Here is a 22,552-nt window from a genome sequence, read left to right as displayed (position 1 = left end):
TGATATGTGTATGAATAAAGAAGAGGCGGTTAATTTAATTACAAAAATTGTAGTAAATAAAATTGAAAATATAAAGAAATATTGTGTTCCGGTTGGAATATCAAATAGACATGTACATCTTAGTAATGAAGATTTACAGAGTTTGTTTGGTGAAAATTATAAACTTACAAAAAAGATGGATTTGAAACAGCCTGGACAATTTGCAGCCAATGAAACTGTGACAATAAGGGGCCCTAAGGGACAGTTCGAAAAGGTTAGAATCCTCGGGCCTGTGAGAAATGAAAGCCAGGTTGAGATATCTATGACGGACAGTTTCAGATTAGGAGTGAGAGCGCCTATAAAGGAATCCGGAAATCTTGAAAATACTCCGGGAATTGAAATAGAGGGACCTGAAGGAATAATCAGGCTTAAACAAGGAACAATAATTGCTCTAAGGCATGTTCACATGACACCTGATTATGCTGAAAAACTGGGCTTTAAGGATAAAGATGTTATAGAAGTAAAAACTGTTGGAGAAAGAGAAGGTGTGCTTGGAAATGTCCTAGTTAGAGTATCTCAAAAATCTGCATTGGAAATGCACATAGATGTAGATGAAGCTAATGCCTGTGCCCTGAAAAATAATGACATTGTAGTGCTGCACAAAAAATGAGGAGGTATTTTAGTGAAAATTCAAAATGATACTCTTGCAAGGTTTGCAGAATTAGTTGAAAAGCATAAATGCAATCCTTCCAGTGCTGATTTAAAAGTTGGGATAGATCTTGGTACAGCGAATATCGTAATTTCAGTCATTGATTCAGAAGGTAATTCGGTTGGTGGAGCCATGCATCCCTCCAAGGTTGTAAAAGACGGCATTGTTGTAGACTTTGTAGGAGCTATAAATATAATTAAAAAATTAAAACAGAATCTTGAGAACAGCATAGGCAGAAGCTTGAATACATCAGCTGTTGCGGTACCTCCGGGAATAATAAAGGGAAATGTAAGATGTATGGTAAATGTTGCTGAAGCAGCAGGGTTTGAAGTAATAAACGTTGTTGACGAGCCAACGGCAGCAGCAAGTATATTGAATATAAGAAATGGTGCAGTAGTTGATGTCGGAGGTGGTACTACAGGTATAAGCATACTTAAAGATGGAAATGTGATATTTTCATCTGATGAACCTACAGGAGGTATTCATATGACATTGGTTCTCGCAGGTTATTATGGTATATCCGTAGATGAAGCAGAGAAAATCAAGACAGATGTAAAAAGGCATGAAGAAATTTTTCCGATTATAAAGCCGGTTGTGGATAAAATGGCATCTATCGCAGAAAAATATATAACACCATATGATGTGCCTGATATCTATGTTGTCGGGGGTGCGTCTTCTTTTAAAGAATTTTGTGGTGTGTTTGAGAAACGAACAGGTATAGAAACAATAACTTTTAATGAGCCGTTGCTTGTAACTCCACTTGGCATTGCCATGCATTGTAAAGAAGCTGTAGGGAATTGTGGGTTTTAGCTTATGATAATCCATAATTATGAGAAGGAGGAATAGAATAAAAATGGAATTGGATATGAGTATAATTGAAAAGTTGGTAAAAGAAGCGGTAGAAGAGGTTAGAACCAACAATGATGGCGTAAGGGCCGCAAAAAACTACGGTATTTTTGAAACTATGAATGACGCTATCGAGACCTCCAGCATTTCGCAGAAAAAATTATTGATCTCATCGGTGAGCAAAAGACAAGAATATGTTGATGCTATAAAGTCGGCGGTTTTGAAAAAAGAAAATTTAGAATTAATATCCAAAATGTCGGTTGATGAAACAGGGATAGGCAAATATGAACATAAATTAATAAAAAACAGGATTGCAGCAGAAAAGACATATGGGACGGAGGATTTGAAAACAGAAGCTATTACAGGTGACAAAGGCCTTACACTAGTTGAGTATTGTCCTTTTGGCGTAATTGGAGCTATAACACCAACTACAAATCCTACAGAAACGATTATCTGCAACTCAATTGCCATGATTGCAGGTGGAAATTCAGTTGTATTCAGTCCGCATCCAAGGGCTAAAAATACATCTGTAAAGTTGGTTATAATGTTAAACAAGGCGCTTGAGGAAGCAGGTGCGCCGGATAATTTAATTGCTACAGTTAAAGAGCCTTCAATTGAGAACACAAATATTATGATGAATCATCCAAAAATTCGCATGCTTGTTGCAACAGGCGGTCCTACTATTGTAAAAAAGGTTATGTCAACAGGAAAAAAGGCAATAGGGGCTGGGGCTGGAAATCCACCGGTTGTAGTAGATGAAACGGCAGATATAGAGAAAGCTGCAATTGACATTGTAAATGGCTGCAGTTTCGACAATAATGTTCCGTGCATTGCGGAAAAGGAAGTATTTGTAGTAAGCGAAGTATGTGATTATTTGATACATTATATGAAAGTCAACGGTGCCTATGAGATTAAGGATGCTTCTGTAATAGAAAAACTTTTAGAGCTGGTTACAAATGAAAAAGGCGGGCCCAAAGTTTCCTTCGTAGGAAAAAGTGCTCCATATATTTTAGATAAAATAGGAATAAATGTTGGTAATGATATTAAGGTAATTATAATGGAAGTGAGCAGGGGTCATCACTTTGTAACAGAAGAAATGATGATGCCAATACTTCCTATTGTAAGGACCGACAATGTTGATGATGCCATAGAATGTGCATATGCAGCAGAGCACGGTAATAGGCATACTGCAATTATGCATTCAAAAAATGTTGACAAGCTCACTAAAATGGCAAGACTGCTTGAGACAACAATATTTGTTAAAAATGCTCCATCTTACGCGGGCATAGGAGTCGGTGGTGAAGGACACACTACTTTTACCATTGCAGGACCTACAGGCGAAGGTCTTACATCGGCCAGGTCATTTTGCAGAAAACGAAGATGTACTATAGTTGATTCCTTTAATATCAAGTAATATATTGAATATGGATGATTTATAAAAAAAACGGGGCTTCCTATGATAGAATAAAAATCATAGAAAGCTTTTTATTTGTGCTTGTTGAAAAAATAAACCGGATATTATTTAAGGGGGAATAGTTTTGAAGCTGCAAAAAAATATCTTGATTGGAATTGTAATATTATTTTGGTTTTCACAATATGTATACATGCCATATCAGACTCCATACCTTCTCTCAAAAGGTGCTGGAGCAAGTTTTGTGGGAGTTATAGTTGGAGTATACGGACTGTCTCAAATGCTTCTGCGCATGCCTGTAGGCATAATGGCAGATATTAGAGGAAGGCACAAAAGTTTTATACTGATAGGTGCAGGAGCAAGCGGATTTGCCTCAATTTTAAGAGTGGTTTTACCAGGACCAGTTGGGTTCCTACTTGGAAATTTTCTGTCAGGGCTTGCATCTGCAATGTGGATATCTTTTATGGTGCTTTATTCTAATTATTTTGATAAAAGTCATATGCAAAAGTCCATGGCGGTAATTATAGCTGCGAATAATTTAGGAATTTTACTTGGGTTTGTTGCGGGATTATTTTTTTATGACGGATTTGGAATGGACTTTCTATGTGTTTTAAGTATAGTTGCGTCAGTTTTGTCTACTATAATGGCAATTTTTATAAAGGAGCCAAAACCTGATTTTATACCTCTACCTATAAAAGAACTTACGTCTGTTTACAGGGACAAGAGACTTATTGGTTTTTCTGTTGTAGCTATGATTCAGCAGGGTATAGTTATGTCTACGGCAATGTCTTTTACAAATGAGATAGCAAAAGGACTTGGTGCACGGGGATATCAAATAGGAATAATTTCTATAATATACATAGGATTTGCGGTGGCCAGTTCCTACTTTTCAGCATCGAAAATGGCTGAAAAGCTTGGAGCAGGGTTCTTTTTGCCATGGATACTTATATGTGTTTCAATATACTGTATAATTGTTCCCAATGCTGAATCCCTTACAACTATATATTTTTCACAAGTTTTAATTGCTATGTCACAGGGAATTCTTTTCTCGTTTTGCACAAGTGAAGCTATGAAAAATGTTCCGCAGACAAAAAAATCAACCGCCATGGGGTATTATCAAGCTATATATGCAGTTGGAATGACCTTGATTCCAATATTTTCAGGAATGCTATCGCAGAATTTTGGAATGAGAACAGCTTATTATTTTATGGGAATTATAGCAATCTTAGGCTTTTGCGGCTGTTTATATTTCTATAAATTTAAAGAAATATTTTGAAATAAGATTGTGGAAAACTACTTTGTATTGGATGGACAGTATAATTAAGTAGAAATATGATTAAAATAATATTCAATCATATAAACTTGTAGAAGAGGGTTAATTATGCCAAAAAGAATGTCCATATATCAATTTTTTATATTAATGGTACTTTTTCAATATGGAAGCATTATATTGTATTTTTTGACTCCGGATGTAAAACAAGATATGTGGATAGCATATTTAATATACTCTTTGGTGGGCATATTGTTTCAATTTATGTATATAACTGTTTATGAAGAATACCCTGAGGATACGCTGGTAACTTATTTGCCTAAAATATATGGAAAAATTATAGGCAATATACTGGCAGTTGTGTATATTGCCTACTTTGTATATATAGCCAGCAATATATTCAGGGAATTTTTGGAGCTTACATCTCAAACAGCACTGGAGTATACTCCAAAGATACTTTTCGGAGTGGTTATAGCTGCTACTATAATTTATGTAACATATTGTGGTATAGAGACTTTGGCCAGTATGGCACAACTTTATGTTATAATATTGATTTTAATAAAAATAACGAGCTTTATATTGATACTCATGACACCAGATGCTTTTCACATATCTAATATAAAGCCCGTTTTAAGTAATGGTGTAATATATCTTTTAAAAAATTCGTGGAAACTTGCTATAGTACCTTATGGTGGAAATGTAGTTTTTACGATGATATACCCCATAATATCTGAGAGTAAGAAGATAAAAAAATTTGCATCATTGGCTGTAATAACAGAAGGAGTCGTTTTATCAATAAACAGTATTTTGTTTATTGGTACACTTGGAGTTAACTTTGCTACAAGATGTAACTTCCCATTACTTGAAACTTATAGGATTATTGATGCTGGAGATTTTCTTACAAGACTGGATATAATATTTGTACTTTCATTTTTAGTGGACGGATTTTTTAGAATTTCTGTTTTTATGTATGTTGCTGCAGTCGGAGCTTCTGGGATACTTAAATTGAAAAATACAAAACCAGTATCTATTGTACTTGGAATCATAATGTTTATAGCATCTTTTATCATATCAAAAAGCTTCACCCAGCAGATGTATATAGGGCATAATTTTATAATGAGGTACATTCATTTTCCTGTTCAGGTTATAATTCCCATATTAACATTAGTAGTTTACAATGTAAGAAAGAATCATGTTAAAAAGCTTAAATATCCAAAGAAGGTGTGAACTTTATATTTTTCAGCGCATAATTCATGAGATAGTGATCTTCAAGGTTCATGGTAATATGTTGAATGTTGCTTTTATTTTTGCTGTGTTCAATTAACAGATCAGTCATTTCCTTGCTTGGCCAATTAATGTCATTTTCTTCTGAAATGAAAAGTATTTTGCCTGTATAGTTGATAGCATTTTCAATAGTTATTTTCTGTTATGTTATTCATGGTATTTTGGTCAAAATAAAATTTTATGTACGGAAGTTATTTACTTTCCACTAAGAAGTGCCATGCGAAAAATTCTCAGGAGTGAAGGTGTAAAGTAATCCTTGAAATACATAACATGATGGAACAAGAGCTACTGTAACGGTTGATTTCATGTAATTTGTAAGCAGTAAAGCAGCTTCCGCCCATTTGGATTGTCAAATTAATATTATCAATTTTGTACTTTTGTGTAATAAAAGAAATTTCATTTATAAAATATTCAATTGGCAATTTTTCAAGGGTTTCTGGAAGTTCACCCTTTCCTAAGTATTCCGTTTATCCATAATATTTCCTCCCTGATTAAAGCTTGTTTACTGTAAAGTATCTTAACGAATAAAGCAAAAAGAAATGCTGCTTCAAGGCAGTTTATTTTTCTTCTAGCTTTTTATCCGTGAGTCTGTCAAAATCAGAAAAAATTTGATCATATCCTCGTAGAATGTTTCAGATATATCATGAAACAGCATAAGTGTTTCTTCATTTAGAAGCGATAATTTGAATTTACGATTTTAATGTCAAGCAGAATTTAGATTTTTTAACTTTTAAAGGAGAACATTTTTATAAATTCTAATAGAGACCTAGGGATATAGTTAAAACTTTTGTAAATGAATGAAATTTGTATTTTTGAATAACGTTCCTCAATTTTATGGCATTTTAATATGCCTTCTTTTATATATTTCTTTGCTATGGAAAGAGGAAGAAGACTGATTCCAAGACCCGAGCATATACAGTTTATTATAGTTTCCAAGTTATTGCACTCTACTGTTTTATTTGGCAATATTTTCTTGTCTTGAAACAACTTTTCAAGTGTCTTTCGGTAAAAACAGCCAGATGGAAATACAACTATAGTCTTATTTTTGATGTCTTCTGCAGAGTGTATATCGGGGTATGATGAAGCTGTGACAAGTACTAGAATTTCTTCTTTAAATTTTTTCTGAATTATACCGGGTATGTCTATTTTACCGGCTACAAAGGCGCCATCAATAGTATGCTGGAGCAATTCGTCAATGTTTTTCTCGGTGGTTCCAGTCTTTAAAATTAAATTTACATTTGGGTGTTTTTTATGATATTTTGAGAGAAGTTCTGGAAGATAAACGGCTGCAGTTGTTTCCATGGAGCCTATGCGAAGAATACCCTTTGGAGAACTGCCATCTTTTATAATGTTTGTGGTTTCATTTATTAAATTTAGTATTTTTTCAGTGTATTTTAATAATATCTCACCTTTTGGAGTAAGTGTTACTCCCCGATTATTTCTGTAAAATAAGGTTGTTTCTAAATAGTCTTCAAGTTCTTGAATCTTTGTAGAAACGTTGGACTGAGCGTAGTTAAGTTCACGTGCAGTCATTAAGATGCTTCCATTTTGTGCTGTGAGTTTAAACATAACCAAAGATTGAATATCAATTAAATTCTTCATGAAATAATAACCTCATTTCAAAATTTGCAATCAGTATAAGTGATGGCAAACATCTGTTTTTCATATTATATCATATGGCAGGGTAGATGTTATAATAAGTAAAAGAAATTTTTTAGAATACAAGGAGGATTTTAAAGTGGAGAAGTTTAAAAATTATATATATGTTGCAAGTTGTGTGTTTACAAGAGAAAATCCTTTACTAAGTGTAAAAATTCAGGATTATCTAAAAAACAGGTTTGATATGGATATAATAAGATGTTGTGTTCCAAAATACAAGCTTGAGGAGTTTACGTGTGAGATGCCGGAGTGGCTTAAAGAGAGATGGAGAAGAACTCCGGATTTTAAAGAGTTTGGGAGAAATACTACAATGATATATGTATGTCATAACTGTGCTGGGATTTTTGAGGAAACTATGCCGGAGGTACCTAGAATGTCTCTTTGGGAGTTTATTTTAAATGATTCAGAGTTTAAATTTCCGGAGTATGGGCATAAGAAAATGACAATTCAAGATTGTTGGCGATCTTTTGACAATAGACGTGAGCAGGAAGCTGTACGAAAGTTGCTTCAAAAGATGAATGTAGATATAGTTGAACAGGAACAGAATTACGAAAAGACTCAATTTTGTGGAACATCTTTGTATGCACCTTCTCCTAAAAGGAATCTTAAGCTTGCACCGAAAAGATTTGTAGAAAATTCTGAGGGGAAATTTCAAGCCCATACAGCTGAAGAACAAAAGAGTATTATGATAAGTCACTGCAGAAATATTAAAACAGACGAAGTTGTGGCATATTGCCATTATTGTGTAAAGGGACTTAAACTTGGAGGAAAAAATGCAAAGCACATTGCGAGTCTATTATTTAAAATGTAGTATTTACAACTAATACTAAATAAAGTATCATTTAGTATTAGTTATTAAATATAGGAAGGAAATGATATGCATGAAGACAGTAAATGTGGCTGCGGCAGTTATAAAAAAAGGCAATAAAGTACTTACAACACGGAGGATGAATGGGGAATTAAAAAATATGTGGGAATTTCCAGGGGGAAAGCTTGAGCCATTAGAAACTGCAGAAGAAGCAGTAGTTCGTGAAATAAAAGAGGAACTTGAACTTGATGTAAAGGTGGAAAAATACATAACAACTGTTGATTATGATTATACGAATTTTCATCTTAAAATGGAATGTTTTTTATGCGAAATTATAAGAGGTGAAATCAAGCTTAATGTTCATGATGCCATGAAGTGGCTTTCACTTGATAACTTAGACGAGCTTACCTGGGTACCTGCAGATATAAATGTAGTTGAAAAATTAAAAGAAATATAAAAGGGCGTTTTAATGCCGCTTTTATATTTCTTTTATTATGAGATTATGTAATTATATATATCTTCTCTAACAGGGTTTAAAAGTTGATAATGTATTTCTACTGCTGTTTTATTTGTGTTTTTCATAATAAAATCTTTTGGATTTCCAAGTGTTCTTATTTTCCCGAGAAAATAAAATTCTTTAGACATTTTGTCATCCTTGTTTTTTCTAACAAATAAACTCATGAAAACACCATTTTTTTCAGCACTGTAAGCCTGGATAATATCTTCTGATTTAGAAGTTCTGCCTGCTTTTGATATTCCTATAATTTGTGAGGAAGATATAAATCTGTCCTGATATTTTATAGAGTCACTTATAGAATCTGATTTATCATAATTTATGAAAACAGGATAGGTTTTTGTTTCCCTGTCAAATTTATATCCTCCGATGTTTAATGGAACCTGGCACTTTTCCCACTCAAGGAGTCTGCATACATCTTCATATGTATACTTTTCATATAGCTGAAAGTTTGTATTCATATAAGGTGTGCTGTAATATTTCTTGTATCTTGATATCCCAAATTCAACTAAACTTAGAACCATATTCTTAAATTGTGGATTCTTCAATGCAGAAGAAAACTTATGGGATATTTTATAATCATCGTTGTATTTTTCAATAAAAATGCACTTTGAATAAGTTTTTTTGGTAGAACCACTTTGGAATTTATTTGTCATCACGTTTATTACAGATTTTTCGGTGTTGTTTTTAAAGAAAATGTTATAATTTAACTTTAAAATTCTTTTGAGTGAATATATGAGATTTATTTTAAACTCTATACAGCATTTTATAAGTTCCAGCTCATGAATTCTTTTACCACAGGCAAGTTTTGTAGAAATAAATTCTATGAATAGTTCCTCATCCTTTGACAATTCAACTTTATATTCTTTTTCGTATTTTTTTAAGAATTTATGATAAGATCCTAAATTCTTGTTGTAGAATATCTTTAAAGGATCTATAGAATCATAGTAATCGAAATCTTCAAGATTTGGAATTCTTCCAAGTTTCTGTTTTAATAATCTATAGCTCTCTTTTAAAAGCTTTATGTCGTTGAAGTTAGTTTTATCAATAGATTCAAATATTCTTTTCTTTGATATGAGATCAAAATTTACAGTGGAACATCCCGGAATTATTCTATTTCCTTCAAGTACATATCGCCGAATGTTGTCTTTGTTGTAACTCTTGTCTCCTGACAGGGCTATAGGAATTAAAAAATTATTATTATAGTTTCCAACAAAATCTATTATCACAACATACTCTTTGTTATTAAACAATCTAAGACCTCTGCCAAGCTGTTGAATAAATATTATTGAAGATTTTGTGGGTCTTAGCATTACAACTTGGTTTACAGAAGGAATATCAACACCTTCGTTAAATATGTCAACGGTGAAGATATAGTCAAGGCACTGGTTACACTCTGGCATTTCTAAACGCTTGATTGCATCTTCACGTTCTTCTTCGCTGTTATTTCCTGTTAGTGCTGTAGTTCTAAAATCCAGATTGTTGAATTTTATTGAAAGTTCAAAGGCCTCTTTTTGGCTGCTACAAAATACAAGCCCTCTTACTTTGTCACCAGAAAACCCATAGAAATCAATGGCTTTTACTATGTGATTAACTCTGTCGTCACATACAAGATATTTAAAATCCGAAGTATCATTAAGGTACTTTCCATCTACAATTATATCTGTAATTCCAAAGTAATGAAATGGACATAATAAATTTTCTTTTAGAGCATCTTGAAGACGTATTTCATAAGCGATATTGTGGTCAAACAGTTTGAATATATCAAAATCATCAGTTCTTTCAGGTGTTGCAGTTATGCCAAGGAAGAACTTTGGTTCAAAATAATTTACAATTTTTTGATAAGTAATTGCGCCGGCTTTATGAACTTCATCAATTAATATATAGTCAAATTCAGTTTTAGAAAATGACTTAAGAGTATTGTCTTTTGAAAGGGTCTGAATTGTTGAAAATATAATATCACTATGTAGATCTCTGGAAGTTCCAGATAGAATTCCCATGGTTTTTGTGTCTCCAAATACATTCTTATAACTATTAAAAGCCTGCTTTGCTATTTGCTGTCTATGTACTACGAAAAGAGTTTTTCTTGAATGAAAGTTTCTAACATCAAATGCAGATAAATAAGTCTTTCCAGTTCCTGTAGCAGAAATCAAGAGAGCTTTTCTAGCACCTTTTTTTCTTAGCTTATTTAAAGATTCAATAGCAGATACTTGCATCTTGTTTGGTTTAAGCTTGTATTGAGATATACTTGGAACAAGACTGTCTCTAAAAGATCGGCGTTGGCTTTTGTATATACTTTCATAAGTTTTAAGCCAATCAATAGTTAAGTTATCTGAATCATGCCACATGCTATTAAATTCTTCAAGGAGAGACATAGTAAGTCCTCCTTCTTCAAGAGAGGATATTTTTATATTCCATTCTTTGTTTTTTGTAAGGGCTGTTTGAGTGAGATTTGAACTGCCTACAATTACCTTAAAATGATCGGAATATTTGAAGATATAGCCTTTAGTGTGAAAATTATCTTTATTGTACATTTTTAAAGTTATATTTGGAAAGCTTAAAAGTCTTTTCAAGGCACTAGGTTCACTAAAGTTAAGATAGTCAGTAGTAAGTATTTTTCCTTTGATTCCTTTATTCATAAGGACCTTTAAAGTTTCAAGTAGGGGAAGAATACCACTGTTTGTAATGAAAGCTACAGACAACATAAATTCACTGCATTTTTCAAGTCCTGAAATTATTTCACTTAAAACTTTTTCGCCTTTTTTATAATCATTTATTATGAGTCTTGGTCGTAGAGCAAGGTTTGAATCTATTAAATTATTTATAAGTCCGGTTTTGCTGGCTTCTATTATATTATTGCCAATTTTTGATGGAGTATTGTCAATGGATTTTGGATTTATAGTTTCTCTAAAAGAGTTCTTATTGTTTACTGTATATTTATTATCCAAAAAATCACTTCCCTTATGTAAAAAATCATCCGATATTTATTATATCATGGAAAGGTAGAAAAGATTAATGTATAGTCGGTAAAAAGAGGTGGTAACTATGAAATATGCTATCAGAGGATATGTAGAATACTTTTTTACACCGGATAAGGTTCTTGGAAAATTTAAAGTAAATAAAGAAGTTAATAATTTAATAGATACAGGTTGTGGATATGGAACATTTTTAATACCTGCCTCGAAGTTTGTATCAGGTAGTGTAATTGGAATAGATGTAGATGAAAGTATGATAAATCATGTTAATAGAGAAGTATCTAAAGAATATACAATAAGTGAAATAAAAAAATATGAAAGCAGAATTAACTATATAACTCTGTTTAATATTCTTAACTGCAAAAATCCTGGACTTTAAAGGCTGGATTTAAGTATGTATTTCGATTTTTTCAGAGTGCATTATATGGCGTATAATGCAAGTCAATCTATAACAAAAGAAAAAGTCAAGAAATCTGACAAAGGACCAATATGGTTTGTTAGTATGGCATTTATAGGAAGTATTTGGATAAGCCCTTATTTAGAAGTAATAATTTTCAAAACATGATTGGATCGTCACTACTTCCGTATTATCTTGGAAGTGTAATAAGTTTACTCGGTGTTGCATTTTCACTAAGAAGCATATTTGCTCTAATTATTGCACACATTCATAGTCTCTATTGTTATTTATATGGTAATGAAAATACAATTTGTAAGGTTAAGTTGACATCAAAATTTAGACATGTTATATTGTTAATGTAAATTTGACCTTACAGGAGTGGTGATTCGTGAAAAATAGATTAAAAGAATTTAGATCAGCTATCGGTCTTACTCAAGAGCAGCTTGGAAAACTTATAGGTGTATCAAGACAAGCGGTTAATGCTATAGAAACAGAAAAATTTGAACCTTCAATATGGCTTGCTTATGATATTTCAAAAGTTTTCAATAAGTCTATAGAAGATGTTTTTATTTTTGAGGAAAGTGAAAGAAAATCGAGAGCTCTTAGAAGCCGAGGTGCATTTTGATGGCATTAAGGGAAATTAGAGTTTATGGTGATGAAATATTAAGGAAAAAGAGCAGAAGAGTTGAAGTTGTGAATGATAAAATAAGGCAAATTTTAAATGATATGGCTGATACTATGTATAATTCAAAGAATGGTGCAGGATTAGCTGCTCCCCAGGTAGGTATATTAAAGCGATTGGTTGTAATTGACATGGGACAGGGCCTTATAAAATTAGTAAATCCAATTATAACTCACAAAGAGGGAATACAAAATGTTGTAGAGGGTTGTTTGAGCATTCCAAACAAATGGGGAAAGTTAAAGAGACCTGCAAAAGTAATCGTGCAGGCATTAAATGAAAATGGAGAAAAAATTATATTAACAGGTACAAAAGATTTGGCAAAATGTTTTTGTCATGAAATAGACCATTTGAATGGTATTCTTTTTACTGACTTTGTTACTGAATATATAAAGTAATTTTATTGAAAAATGATGGGGCAAAATCAAATTAATACATTCAATAGATGACATTATAAGAAATAGCAGTCTTAAATGATAAGTTTGAGACTGCTATTCATTTGTGTGATTTGAAAAGTGTTACAAGAAGGCATCTGCGTATTTTTATATGTTCATTTGTACAAAAAAACTAAATTAATTTGTAGATACATATTAAATTTGTTAAAAAGATGACGAATATAAGTACTGTAATATTTTTTAATATTTATTTTAATATAATTATATTAAATATGAGAATATTTTCCGTTATTTAACAAATATTTTTAAATATTAGATAGTATCAAAAAACAATTATACAAGGAGGAGTTTTAATGAACTTTTTGGAAAACATACGAGTAAGGGTAAAATTACTTGTATCGTATCTTATTATAGCGGCTTTGATTTTGATTGTTGGAATAATAGGTACCATTTCGCTAAAGAAAATTTCGACGAATTCAACAACTATGTATGACAAAAACATGCAAATCGTTTACAAATTATCTGACATGAATAAGGATTTATCCGAGGTAAGAGCAGATGCGCTTAAATTTGTATATCAGAAAGATGATTCAAGAAGAAAGGATGCTGAAAATGATATAAAGGAGAAAGAAAGCAATAGTGCCAAGCATATTAAAGATATTGAAAAGTATGAAATGGATAAAGATGAAAAAGATATATGGATGACATTTAAAAACCAATTGCAGACTTATGAGGATATAATTGAAAAAATAAATAATTTTTTAGCTAAGAAAGATTATAAATCTGCCGAAAAGGAACTTATGGGCGAAGCTGCAGTTGCCAGAGAAAGTGTTTCTAAAAGTTTGAATACATTGATAAGTTTGAACTTGAAATATGCAAAAAATAGTAATGAAACCAACTCAAAATTATACAGCAGGTCAAATGTAATAATGTATATAATAGTATTTTTAGGAGTTGTTATTGCTATACTTATAGGTATAATAATTTCAAATGACATACATAAAGTACTTGGTCATATGTTGACTTATGCAAATAAACTTGAAAATTATGATTTATCTTATGGTTATAAAGTAACTAGAAAAGATGAATTTGGACAAACTGGAGAAGCCCTTATGAATGCCAAGGATAATATAAGAAATCTTGTTGAAACAATAATTGAAAATTCGCAGGATATGAGTTCAGCCACTGAAGAATTGTCGGCTACTTCCGAGGAGCTTTCCTCTAAAATGGAAAATATAAAAAATGCGGTAGATAATATTGCATCGGGAGTTCAGGAAACAAGTGCATCTACAGAAGAAATTACTGCATCTATTGAAGAGGTAAATTCTAGTATAGGTGAACTTTCACAGAAATCATTAAATGGAAGCAACAGTGCAAACAAGTCCAAAGAACATGCTTTGACTGTACAGCAAAATGGTGACAGAGCAATCAAACAAACACAGCAGGTATATAGTGAAAAGAAAGAAAAAATGTTAAGAGCAATTAATGATGGAAAAGTAGTGGAAGACATAAAGGTTATGGCTGATACAATATCAGGTATAGCAGAACAAACAAATTTGCTTGCTTTGAATGCTGCAATAGAAGCTGCGAGGGCTGGAGAAAAAGGAAAAGGATTTGCAGTAGTTGCAGATGAGGTAAGAAAACTTGCGGAACAGTCTTCAGAGGCAGTAACAGGGATTCAGGATACTATTTCAAAAGTTCAGGATGCATTTAAAAATATGTCTTCCAATGGATCGGATATACTTGATTTTGTTCATAAGGATATTGGCAAGGAATTTAAATCTTTTGGAAGTATGGGAGACCAATACTACAATGAAGCTGAATTTGTAAGTACAATGTCGGAAGAAATTGCTGCCATGTCGGAAGAACTGACTGCAACTATAAATCAAGTTAGTGAAGCTACTCAGGGTATGGCTGAGGCAGCACAGAAATCCTCTGAACATACTTCTGTAATAAAAGCAAGTATAGATGAATCGACGCAGGGAGTTGAACAAGTAGCGAAAACAGCACAGGCACAAGCTGAAAATGCACAAAAATTAAACGAAATGGTACAGAAATTCAAGTTATAACGATAAAAATGCTGCTGTAGAGTTATTTTACGGCAGTATTTTTTTATGCGTTGGTCATGAATCTTTATTACTATTTCTGGTTTGCCTAGTATAGTCAATGTACGGTTTGAACAGGTTAGCATCTGGATTTCCATGATTAAACGAAAGAATAAGCTTTCATTGCCTGTTCTCCCATGTGTTGTCGCTTAATCATAGTATAATAGCTATTTCGTTTTCTAGTAAACAATAATAATGCGAGTATAATTGTATTTTCACATTATTGTTGACTGCTTAAAGAAGAGAGAATATACTGATAATGACAACTATTATCAATGTAAAAGAATTGTGAAAGTATATGAGGTGATAATATGTTTGCAGGAGATAGAGACAGGCAACTATATGGAAGCGGAGTATGTGTTACAAGAAAAGATGAAGATTGTACTATTTACACAATTTCCAATTCAGGAGGAAGTGCTGTTATGACTAGTTATTCGGTATTTCCGGGTATTGAATTAATTTATAATGATATTCATACTCAACTTGTGAGTGTGGATATGGATCCTCCTAAAAACATTCTTGAGATTAATCACTGCAGGGAAGGAATAATTGAGTTTGATAGCAGAAGAGGAGAGTATTTGTACCTTTCCAGAGGAAATCTTGCCATAAATCAAAAAAACAGTACAAACAACATGTCTTATTTTCCACTTAATTATTTTCATGGAATTACTATTGCCATTGATTTTAACAAAGTGCCTGAATGTTTGTCGTGTATTTTGGATGAAGTTTCAGTGGATTTGTTAGAACTAAAAAACAAATTTTGCAGAAGTAATGGAGAATTCCTAATAATAAGAGAAAACAAAAGTATAAGACATATTTTTTCAGAGCTGTATTCAGTATCTGCAAAGATACGCAAGGGATACTTTAAAGTCAAGGTTTTGGAAATACTTCTTTTTTTGAGCACCCTTGAAGAAGAAGAGTTAAAACAGAGCAAGCGGTACTATTTAAAAAAACAAGTCAATACGGTAAAAAGTATAAAAAAATACTTGATATCAGACCTTTCTGAAAGAACCAGCCTTGATGATTTATCAATGCAATTTGAAATTCCGCTTACAACTATGAAACTTGTATTCAAGGAGATATATGGAGACAGTATATATTCTTTTATAAGAAAGTATAAAATGCAGAAGGCGGCCCAATTGCTTAAGAGTACAACAAAAGAAATCAATGATATTGCGTCATGTCTGGGATATAGTAATGCGAGTAAGTTTTCCACGGCATTTAAAAAGGTTCTTGGAGTAAATCCTAGTTCATATCGAAAAAATGTCTAAATGGAGTATTGAAGTCTGAATAGAGTAGAGAAGATGTCCATAATAAATTAGAATGAATTGTGTACTGGGAAAGGAGAATATTAAATGGATAAGAAATCTACTATGTCAATTTTATTTGAATATGCAGGAAAATTCAAATACTTGACAATAATTTCATGGATACTGTCTTCTGCAAGTGCTCTTGTGGCGTTGATACCATTTGTGTATATATGGAAAATAATAAGGGATGTTATCAAATATTATCCCAATATAACTTACTCCAAAGAGATTGTTCACTATGGATGGATGGCAGTGATTTTTTCTGTACTGTCAATGCTTATTTATGTTGGAGCTTTGATGTGTTCCCATATTTCGGCGTTTCGTGTTCAGGCAAATATGAGGTCGCAAATAATGCATCACATAAGCACGCTTCCTTTAGGATTTATGGATGACATAGGAAGTGGAAAAGTACGAAGAATTGTAAATGAGTCAACTGCAGCTACAGAAACATACATGGCACATCAGCTTCCGGATCGTGCAGGTGCCATAGCTACACCTTTTGGTTTGATTGTGATGTTGTTTACATTTGACTGGCATCTTGGAATTTTAAGTTTGATACCTGTTTTGATTGCTTTCGTAATTATGTCCTTGATGACTGGAAACAAGATGAAAAATAAGATGAAGGAATATCAAAATTCTCTTGAAGATATGTCAAATGAGGCAGTTGAATATGTGAGAGGAATATCAGTTTTAAAAACCTTTGGACAGTCGATTTTTTCCTTTAAGCGATTTAAAGCATCTATTGATAATTATCAAAAATGGGTAATTTCCTATACAAAAGATTTGAGACTTCCAATGACGTTTTATACTACAATCATTAACTCTGTCTTTGCAGTACTTGTATGCGCAGCTCTTTTTTTCTCAGCAAAAGGTATAAGCGGCGAATTTTTGCTGAATCTAATTTTTTATATAATAATCACACCTGTAATAACAGTTACTTTAAATAAAATTATGTACTCAAGTGAAAATATGATGATTGTTCAGGATGCACTTGGGAGAATTGACAGCATAATGGAAATGAGACCTCTTCCTGAGTCACAAAAATGTCAGGCACCCCGTGACAATTCAGTTGAATTTTTTAATGTATCGTTTTCCTATAAGGGTTCAAAGAAAAATGCCCTTGATAATATTTCTATTCATATTGCTTCCGGTGAGCATGTTGCTTTTGTGGGACCGTCTGGAAGCGGAAAAACGACTTTGGTAAGCTTGATTCCACGTTTCTTCGATACTCGTAGCGGGAAAATAACAATAGGGGGTGTTGATGTAAAAAACATATCTAAAGAGAAGCTTATGGACACTGTTTCTTTTGTTTTCCAAAACAGCAGGCTTTTAAAGACGTCGATACTTGAAAATGTTCGTATTGCAAAACCTGATGCATCAAGAAGCGAAGTTATTAAAGCCCTTTATGATGCAAGGTGCGGTGATATTATAGAAAAACTTCAAAATGGAGTAGATACTGTAATCGGATCAGAGGGCACTTACCTTTCAGGAGGCGAAAAACAGCGTATTTCAATTGCAAGGGCAATGCTGAAAGATGCACCAGTTCTTATACTTGATGAAGCAACGGCATTTGCTGATCCTGATAATGAGTACAAGGTTCAGCAAGCATTTTCCACGATGTCAAAGGGAAAGACTGTTATTATGATAGCACATAGATTGTCTACAGTAACAAAATCAGATCGTATTTATGTCATGGAGAATGGAAAAATACGCGAAGAGGGAAACCATTTTGAATTAATACGGCATGGAGGTTTGTATACACATATGTGGAGTGAATATAAGAATGCTGTAAAATGGAAGGTCGGTGTGCAAAATGGGATTAAGTGAGAAGCTGCAACATAAATATGCGCTTTCCGAAAAGGGCGCAAGTGATATGATAAAAGCATTTGCTGCATGCACGTTTTCAAATATTGTACTAATGCTGCCTGTTGCCTTGCTTTATTATCTTGTTTCTGATTTGATGGATAAGAATATTTACGAAGGAAATTTTAAAGTTTATATATTTGGAATTTCAGTATGCCTTGTACTTATATTTGTGTCAACTTATATTCAATACAACGCAACCTTTTTTGCAACCTATGTGGAAAGTGGTGTACGTAGAATATTTCTTGCAGAGAAACTTCGAAAACTCCCTTTGTCATTTTTCGGTAAAAAGGATTTGTCGGATCTTACAAGCACTATTATGGCGGATTGTTCTACGCTTGAGACGGCATCATCACATTGGATACCTGAACTTGTCGGATCGGTTGTGTCAACTTTCATTATTGCCGTAAGCTTGTTTTTCTTCGATTGGCGTATGGCTCTTGCAGCCCTTTGGGTATTGCCTGTTTCATTCCTTATCCTACTGTTTTCATCAAAGATCCATCACAGCTTGGGAAAGAAACAGATGAAAGTGAAAATGTCCTGTGCAGATGGAATTCAGGAAGGACTTGAATCACTGAGAGACCTTAAGTCAAACAATGCAGAAGATCAATATATGGAAGGGCTTGATGTAAAAATCAAGGATGTTGAAAAACGGGCAATTATTACAGAACTTAGAACAGCTGTTGTAGTTGTATCTGCACAGATGATATTGAAGCTTGGAATTGCAACGGTGGCTTTAGTTGGCGGATTGCTTCTTGTAGATGGAAGCCTTGATGTTTTGACATTCTTTATGTTTTTGCTTCTTGTTTCAAGATTGTATGATCCTATGCAGATGTCTCTGCAGAATCTGGCGGCAATTATTTCAGCTGACATCCAATGCCAGCGTATGGATGAAATTTTGAGTCATGAAATCCAAACAGGATCGGAAAAGCTTACAAACAAAGGATTTGATATTATATTTGATGGTGTTGGATTTTCTTACAACGATGATGAAACTATTCTTTCCGATGTGTCATTTACTGCAAAACAAGGTGAAGTAACTGCACTTATAGGTCCGTCTGGAGGAGGAAAAACAACTGTATCCAGGCTAGCCATGCGATTTTGGGATATAAATAGAGGGAAAATTACCGTTGGAGGAATGGATATATCAAAAATTGATCCTGAAACCTTAATGTCTTTATATTCTGTTGTATTTCAAGATGTTACGCTGTTTAACAACTCTATTAAGGAAAACATTCGTATAGGAAGAAAAGATGCTTCGGATGAAGAAGTTATGCAGGCTGCAAAGATTGCACACTGCGGAGAGTTCGTAGAAAAATTGCAGGACAGGTGGAATACTGTAATTGGAGAAAATGGTGCAGAACTTTCAGGAGGAGAGCGTCAGAGAATATCTATTGCTAGGGCATTTTTGAAAAACGCACCAATCATACTTCTTGATGAGGCAACATCTTCACTTGATGTTGAGAATGAAACCATGATACAGGAATCACTGTCAAAGCTTATTAAAAATAAAACAGTGCTCGTTATTGCACACAGGATGAGGTCTATAGCTGATGCCGGCAAAATTGTAGTACTGGAAGGTGGCACTGTTGCCGAGGAGGGCATGCTCTCTGAACTTTTCGAGAAAGATGGAATATATAGACATATGGCTAAGATGCAGCTGAGAAGAGTGTAGAGAATGATATTTGAAAATGGATTATATACTAAAGTGCAGCAATTTAACCAAAGTATACGGAAGTAAAGTAGCTTTTGATAATTTGAACTTGAAAATAAAAAGAGGAAGATAGTGGGACTTTTAGGAACTAATGGGGCGGGTAAAACTACACTTATAAAAATAGCCGCCTCAATTTTAAGCTGTGATAGTGGAAGCATTTTAATCAATGGAAAACATACGGGAGTTAAAACAAAGAAGATAATAAAAAATAATACTTGATAATTTTGATCACAACAGTTCAATTATTATAAGCACCCACATTATAAATGATGTGGAAAAACTCTTTAATGAAGTTGTTTTTATAAATTCAGGGAAGATTCTAATACATGAAGATGTTCAACTTCTGAGCTTGTTGATTATAATAAATATATAGATGTTGATATGCAGTTAAGCTGATTTGCCTGAATTGTTATTTTTATCAATTTATACGATGATTTTTATGTAGAAAAAGATGTTATATTTCATATGATACCTGTGAGGACATCCACAAAGTTTTTAATAAAATTCACTGTTTTTTTCCTATATACAATGATTATTGTAGTTACAACGATTGTGGGAATAGCTAAATTCAATAAACTGGATGTTATGTAAGCTTGGGATTTTCCAGAGCATTTTCAACAGCTTTTTTAATAACCATGCTCGAATTTGTGGCTCCCGATACAGAATCTACATCAATTTTTTGCCTATCTATTATTTTATAAATGATTTTTTCAGCTTTTCCGCCGCGTTCATTTCTATGTTTTAAAATGTTTATATTTGAAATCATACCATGCTTTACGCTAACTTCAACCTTGGCATAAATATAGCCTGCATCATATTCGCCCATGTATGTACCGTCGGGCAATTTTGACGTATTGATGTTGTTTATGTGAATGCTGTGGATTTTTGACTTGTAATCATTGATTCCGGCATAATAAACTGCAATATGGCATATTATGGCTGAAAACAGTATGAAAAACAAAATACGATGCCATTTAAAATTTAATTTATGACTTTTCTGTAGCATATGATATAAAATTATAATTGAAAAAAGCACTAATATGCAGACTATACCTGTAATATATACAAATATATTTCGCGATTTAAATACAGAACTTACAAGAATTATGTGCAGGATGCAAAAAAATATGAATGTAGCTGAAACCGGTTTGTGAATCTTCATGAGAAATCTGTCTGCTCTTTTTAGATTTAATTTTCTTGTTAATGATTTCAAAGCCATCAGACAAAAACAAAGAATGCATAAGAATCCCGAAATAATATTCATTTAAAGCCTCCTTAAACTTGTTTCAAATATTTAAAAATGTTATTTTGAAAGTTTTTGGGAAGTTTTTTATTCTTTTTTGTGTTTGTATATGCAAATACTCCAGTACGCTTGATGCCAGCCGTTTTGAAAAATTCGTCAACGGCACGAACTGCACCCCTTGTCTGTCCAAAAATCCATGAAAACGGTGAAGGTGTATTACAAGCTGTCAGGAAAATGTATCTTTTACCCTTTTTCAGAAGGGGCTTTGGAAATGTGGATGTTTCTTCTATAACGATACCGAACAGACGATCAAACAAATTTTTAAGTACAGCAGGTATGTTCGCCCAGTAGACTGGAGCTGCAACAATTACAAGATCGCAGTTTTTCAAAAGCACAGTAATTTCATGAATATCATCTGATTGAATGCAGGAACCGGTGCGCTGGCAGGCAAGGCATCCGGTGCAAAAGCTAAGATGCGTTTTATAAAGATCTATCTTGTCTACAGTGTATCCATTTTCTTTTGCAACTTTGATTGAAAAGTCAAGCATGGATGCGGTAGCTCCATTTACATGGGGACTTCCCAAAATAGCAAGTATTTTTTTACGCAGTAGTAACCTCCTGTTTTGTGGAAATGGACTCATAAAGCATGTCAAATCCATATTCTAAAAATTTTTCTTTCGATAAATTGAATTGCTTTGAGATATATAATTGTTTGTTTTCAGCTGTAAGTATGAGACCGGACAGCATACCCCAAAACGAAAAGATGGTTGGCATGATGTCTATATCGCTGCGAATTTGCCCCTCTTCAATTCCTTTAATTAGGAAGCATTTTATTTCATTGTTTATTTTCTCACCAACTTCGAAAGTTTCGTCTTTAAAATCAATGTTTATTTTATCAAGTGTCATTTTAAAATAATAAGGAAACTCCTCCTTGTATTTCAAAAGTGCACGGCAGATCATGTTGTATCGTACTTTGGTGGTACTGGCATTTTGAAGTGCCATGGATATGTATTGGTACAGCTTTTTCATACTTTCCAGTACAAGCATATTTATGATCTCTTCCTTGTTTTTAAAGTAAACATACAAGGTGGCTTTGCTGTATCCGGCATTTTTTGCAATAGCATCCATTGATGTGGATGCTATTCCGTTTTTCATAAACAATTCCTGGGCTTTTGAAGCTATATTCTTACGGTGCACTGCTGAAGGCTGTTTTTTTCTTCGACCCATCTAAACATCATCCTTATAATTAAACTGTGAGTTTAATTATAATTAATATCAGTTTATATGTCAATACTAATAAAAATGTTTACTGGTAGTTGACTTTTTTTAATTTTGTAAACTTACAATCCATTTACATAGGGTGGATTACAATATAAAATGTTGCTTAGAGG

At 33.1% G+C, this 22,552-nt stretch carries 21 protein-coding genes; 16 read left to right on the top strand and 5 right to left on the bottom strand.

Going from position 1 to position 22,552, the window contains the following annotated elements:
* The first annotated feature begins 10 nt into the window (after positions 1-10).
* The 5 genes from AC4CVH_RS04150 to AC4CVH_RS04130 all read left to right on the top strand — a co-directional run bounded on the left by AC4CVH_RS04150 (position 11) and on the right by AC4CVH_RS04130 (position 5,442).
* The gene (locus tag AC4CVH_RS04150) at positions 11-649 is read left to right on the top strand and encodes a phosphate propanoyltransferase (RefSeq protein WP_490786475.1); all 639 of its coding nucleotides are present in this window, start codon (positions 11-13) and stop codon (positions 647-649) included.
* Positions 650-661: 12 nt separating this feature from the next.
* Positions 662-1,498 (top strand): ethanolamine utilization protein EutJ, encoded by an 837-nt coding sequence (gene eutJ / locus AC4CVH_RS04145; protein ID WP_490786474.1) that lies wholly within the window; start codon positions 662-664, stop codon positions 1,496-1,498.
* Positions 1,499-1,541: 43 nt separating this feature from the next.
* Complete coding sequence (locus tag AC4CVH_RS04140; protein ID WP_490786473.1) at positions 1,542-2,948, top strand: aldehyde dehydrogenase family protein; 1,407 nt, start codon at positions 1,542-1,544, stop codon at positions 2,946-2,948.
* A 124-nt stretch (positions 2,949-3,072) separates the two neighbouring features.
* Positions 3,073-4,221 carry an MFS transporter gene (locus AC4CVH_RS04135; protein WP_490786472.1) on the top strand — a complete coding sequence of 383 codons (1,149 nt, stop codon included), beginning with the start codon at positions 3,073-3,075 and terminating at the stop codon, positions 4,219-4,221.
* Positions 4,222-4,326: 105 nt separating this feature from the next.
* Positions 4,327-5,442 (top strand): GerAB/ArcD/ProY family transporter, encoded by a 1,116-nt coding sequence (locus AC4CVH_RS04130; protein ID WP_490786471.1) that lies wholly within the window; start codon positions 4,327-4,329, stop codon positions 5,440-5,442.
* A gap of 780 nt (positions 5,443-6,222) precedes the next feature.
* Here AC4CVH_RS04130 and AC4CVH_RS04125 read toward each other — a convergent pair.
* Positions 6,223-7,101 carry a LysR family transcriptional regulator gene (locus AC4CVH_RS04125; protein WP_490786470.1) on the bottom strand — a complete coding sequence of 293 codons (879 nt, stop codon included), beginning with the start codon at positions 7,099-7,101 and terminating at the stop codon, positions 6,223-6,225.
* 136 nt (positions 7,102-7,237) lie between these two features.
* Between AC4CVH_RS04125 and AC4CVH_RS04120 the strand changes: the two genes are divergently transcribed.
* Positions 7,238-7,969, top strand: a complete 732-nt coding sequence (locus tag AC4CVH_RS04120) for a hypothetical protein (protein WP_490786469.1) — start codon at positions 7,238-7,240, stop codon at positions 7,967-7,969.
* Positions 7,970-8,039: 70 nt separating this feature from the next.
* The gene (locus AC4CVH_RS04115) at positions 8,040-8,423 is read left to right on the top strand and encodes a (deoxy)nucleoside triphosphate pyrophosphohydrolase (protein ID WP_490786468.1); all 384 of its coding nucleotides are present in this window, start codon (positions 8,040-8,042) and stop codon (positions 8,421-8,423) included.
* 35 nt (positions 8,424-8,458) lie between these two features.
* Here the strand turns inward: AC4CVH_RS04115 and AC4CVH_RS04110 are convergent, their stop codons facing one another.
* Positions 8,459-11,428: a DEAD/DEAH box helicase gene (locus tag AC4CVH_RS04110; protein WP_490786467.1), complete on the bottom strand. Its 2,970-nt coding sequence runs from the start codon at positions 11,426-11,428 to the stop codon at positions 8,459-8,461.
* A gap of 97 nt (positions 11,429-11,525) precedes the next feature.
* Here AC4CVH_RS04110 and AC4CVH_RS04105 point away from each other — a divergent pair, with 97 nt between their 5' ends.
* From AC4CVH_RS04105 to AC4CVH_RS04065, 9 genes are all read left to right on the top strand, one after another.
* Complete coding sequence (locus tag AC4CVH_RS04105; protein WP_490786466.1) at positions 11,526-11,834, top strand: methyltransferase domain-containing protein; 309 nt, start codon at positions 11,526-11,528, stop codon at positions 11,832-11,834.
* A gap of 15 nt (positions 11,835-11,849) precedes the next feature.
* Positions 11,850-12,020 carry a hypothetical protein gene (locus AC4CVH_RS04100; RefSeq protein ID WP_490786465.1) on the top strand — a complete coding sequence of 57 codons (171 nt, stop codon included), beginning with the start codon at positions 11,850-11,852 and terminating at the stop codon, positions 12,018-12,020.
* Positions 12,021-12,240: 220 nt separating this feature from the next.
* On the top strand, positions 12,241-12,477 hold the full coding sequence (locus tag AC4CVH_RS04095; protein WP_490786464.1) for a helix-turn-helix transcriptional regulator: 237 nt from the start codon (positions 12,241-12,243) through the stop codon (positions 12,475-12,477).
* The gene (def, locus tag AC4CVH_RS04090; protein WP_490786463.1) at positions 12,477-12,929 is read left to right on the top strand and encodes a peptide deformylase; all 453 of its coding nucleotides are present in this window, start codon (positions 12,477-12,479) and stop codon (positions 12,927-12,929) included. Before AC4CVH_RS04095 ends, def begins: the two co-directional genes overlap by 1 nt.
* Positions 12,930-13,279: 350 nt before the next feature.
* The gene (locus AC4CVH_RS04085) at positions 13,280-14,995 is read left to right on the top strand and encodes a methyl-accepting chemotaxis protein (RefSeq protein WP_490786462.1); all 1,716 of its coding nucleotides are present in this window, start codon (positions 13,280-13,282) and stop codon (positions 14,993-14,995) included.
* A 347-nt stretch (positions 14,996-15,342) separates the two neighbouring features.
* Positions 15,343-16,302, top strand: coding sequence for a helix-turn-helix domain-containing protein (locus AC4CVH_RS04080; RefSeq protein ID WP_490786461.1), 960 nt, complete (start codon positions 15,343-15,345; stop codon positions 16,300-16,302).
* A gap of 84 nt (positions 16,303-16,386) precedes the next feature.
* Positions 16,387-18,168 (top strand): ABC transporter ATP-binding protein, encoded by a 1,782-nt coding sequence (locus AC4CVH_RS04075; protein WP_490786460.1) that lies wholly within the window; start codon positions 16,387-16,389, stop codon positions 18,166-18,168.
* Positions 18,155-19,879 (top strand): ABC transporter ATP-binding protein, encoded by a 1,725-nt coding sequence (locus tag AC4CVH_RS04070; RefSeq protein ID WP_490786459.1) that lies wholly within the window; start codon positions 18,155-18,157, stop codon positions 19,877-19,879. The genes AC4CVH_RS04075 and AC4CVH_RS04070 overlap by 14 nt, the downstream gene beginning before the upstream one ends.
* A 111-nt stretch (positions 19,880-19,990) precedes the next feature.
* Entirely contained in the window at positions 19,991-20,137 is a 147-nt protein-coding gene (locus AC4CVH_RS04065) for an ATP-binding cassette domain-containing protein (RefSeq protein ID WP_490786458.1), read from the top strand.
* A 364-nt stretch (positions 20,138-20,501) separates the two neighbouring features.
* On the opposite strand, the gene AC4CVH_RS04060 is transcribed toward AC4CVH_RS04065, so the two are convergent.
* The 3 genes from AC4CVH_RS04060 to AC4CVH_RS04050 are packed head-to-tail and all read right to left on the bottom strand — an operon-like array spanning position 20,502 to position 22,388.
* Complete coding sequence (locus tag AC4CVH_RS04060; protein ID WP_490786457.1) at positions 20,502-21,182, bottom strand: FMN-binding protein; 681 nt, start codon at positions 21,180-21,182, stop codon at positions 20,502-20,504.
* Positions 21,183-21,193: 11 nt separating this feature from the next.
* Entirely contained in the window at positions 21,194-21,802 is a 609-nt protein-coding gene (locus AC4CVH_RS04055) for a flavodoxin family protein (protein ID WP_490786456.1), read from the bottom strand.
* Entirely contained in the window at positions 21,762-22,388 is a 627-nt protein-coding gene (locus AC4CVH_RS04050) for a TetR/AcrR family transcriptional regulator (protein WP_490786455.1), read from the bottom strand. Before AC4CVH_RS04050 ends, AC4CVH_RS04055 begins: the two co-directional genes overlap by 41 nt.
* Positions 22,389-22,552 lie beyond the last annotated feature (164 nt).

Source organism: Clostridium pabulibutyricum, assembly GCF_058242705.1.
The sequence above is the reverse complement of the archived record's forward strand: the minus strand, read 5'-3'. Positions and strand labels throughout refer to the sequence as shown.

Coding starts and splice junctions, on each gene's coding strand:
- AC4CVH_RS04150 (WP_490786475.1), top strand. CDS start 11: ATGAATAAAGAAGAGGCGGTTAATTTAATTACAAAAATTGTAGTAAAT.
- AC4CVH_RS04140 (WP_490786473.1), top strand. CDS start 1,542: ATGGAATTGGATATGAGTATAATTGAAAAGTTGGTAAAAGAAGCGGTA.
- AC4CVH_RS04130 (WP_490786471.1), top strand. CDS start 4,327: ATGCCAAAAAGAATGTCCATATATCAATTTTTTATATTAATGGTACTT.
- AC4CVH_RS04125 (WP_490786470.1), bottom strand. CDS start 7,101: ATGAAGAATTTAATTGATATTCAATCTTTGGTTATGTTTAAACTCACA.
- AC4CVH_RS04115 (WP_490786468.1), top strand. CDS start 8,040: ATGAAGACAGTAAATGTGGCTGCGGCAGTTATAAAAAAAGGCAATAAA.
- AC4CVH_RS04105 (WP_490786466.1), top strand. CDS start 11,526: ATGAAATATGCTATCAGAGGATATGTAGAATACTTTTTTACACCGGAT.
- AC4CVH_RS04100 (WP_490786465.1), top strand. CDS start 11,850: ATGTATTTCGATTTTTTCAGAGTGCATTATATGGCGTATAATGCAAGT.
- def (WP_490786463.1), top strand. CDS start 12,477: ATGGCATTAAGGGAAATTAGAGTTTATGGTGATGAAATATTAAGGAAA.
- AC4CVH_RS04085 (WP_490786462.1), top strand. CDS start 13,280: ATGAACTTTTTGGAAAACATACGAGTAAGGGTAAAATTACTTGTATCG.
- AC4CVH_RS04080 (WP_490786461.1), top strand. CDS start 15,343: ATGTTTGCAGGAGATAGAGACAGGCAACTATATGGAAGCGGAGTATGT.
- AC4CVH_RS04075 (WP_490786460.1), top strand. CDS start 16,387: ATGGATAAGAAATCTACTATGTCAATTTTATTTGAATATGCAGGAAAA.
- AC4CVH_RS04070 (WP_490786459.1), top strand. CDS start 18,155: ATGGGATTAAGTGAGAAGCTGCAACATAAATATGCGCTTTCCGAAAAG.
- AC4CVH_RS04060 (WP_490786457.1), bottom strand. CDS start 21,182: ATGAATATTATTTCGGGATTCTTATGCATTCTTTGTTTTTGTCTGATG.
- AC4CVH_RS04055 (WP_490786456.1), bottom strand. CDS start 21,802: ATGAGTCCATTTCCACAAAACAGGAGGTTACTACTGCGTAAAAAAATA.
- AC4CVH_RS04050 (WP_490786455.1), bottom strand. CDS start 22,388: ATGGGTCGAAGAAAAAAACAGCCTTCAGCAGTGCACCGTAAGAATATA.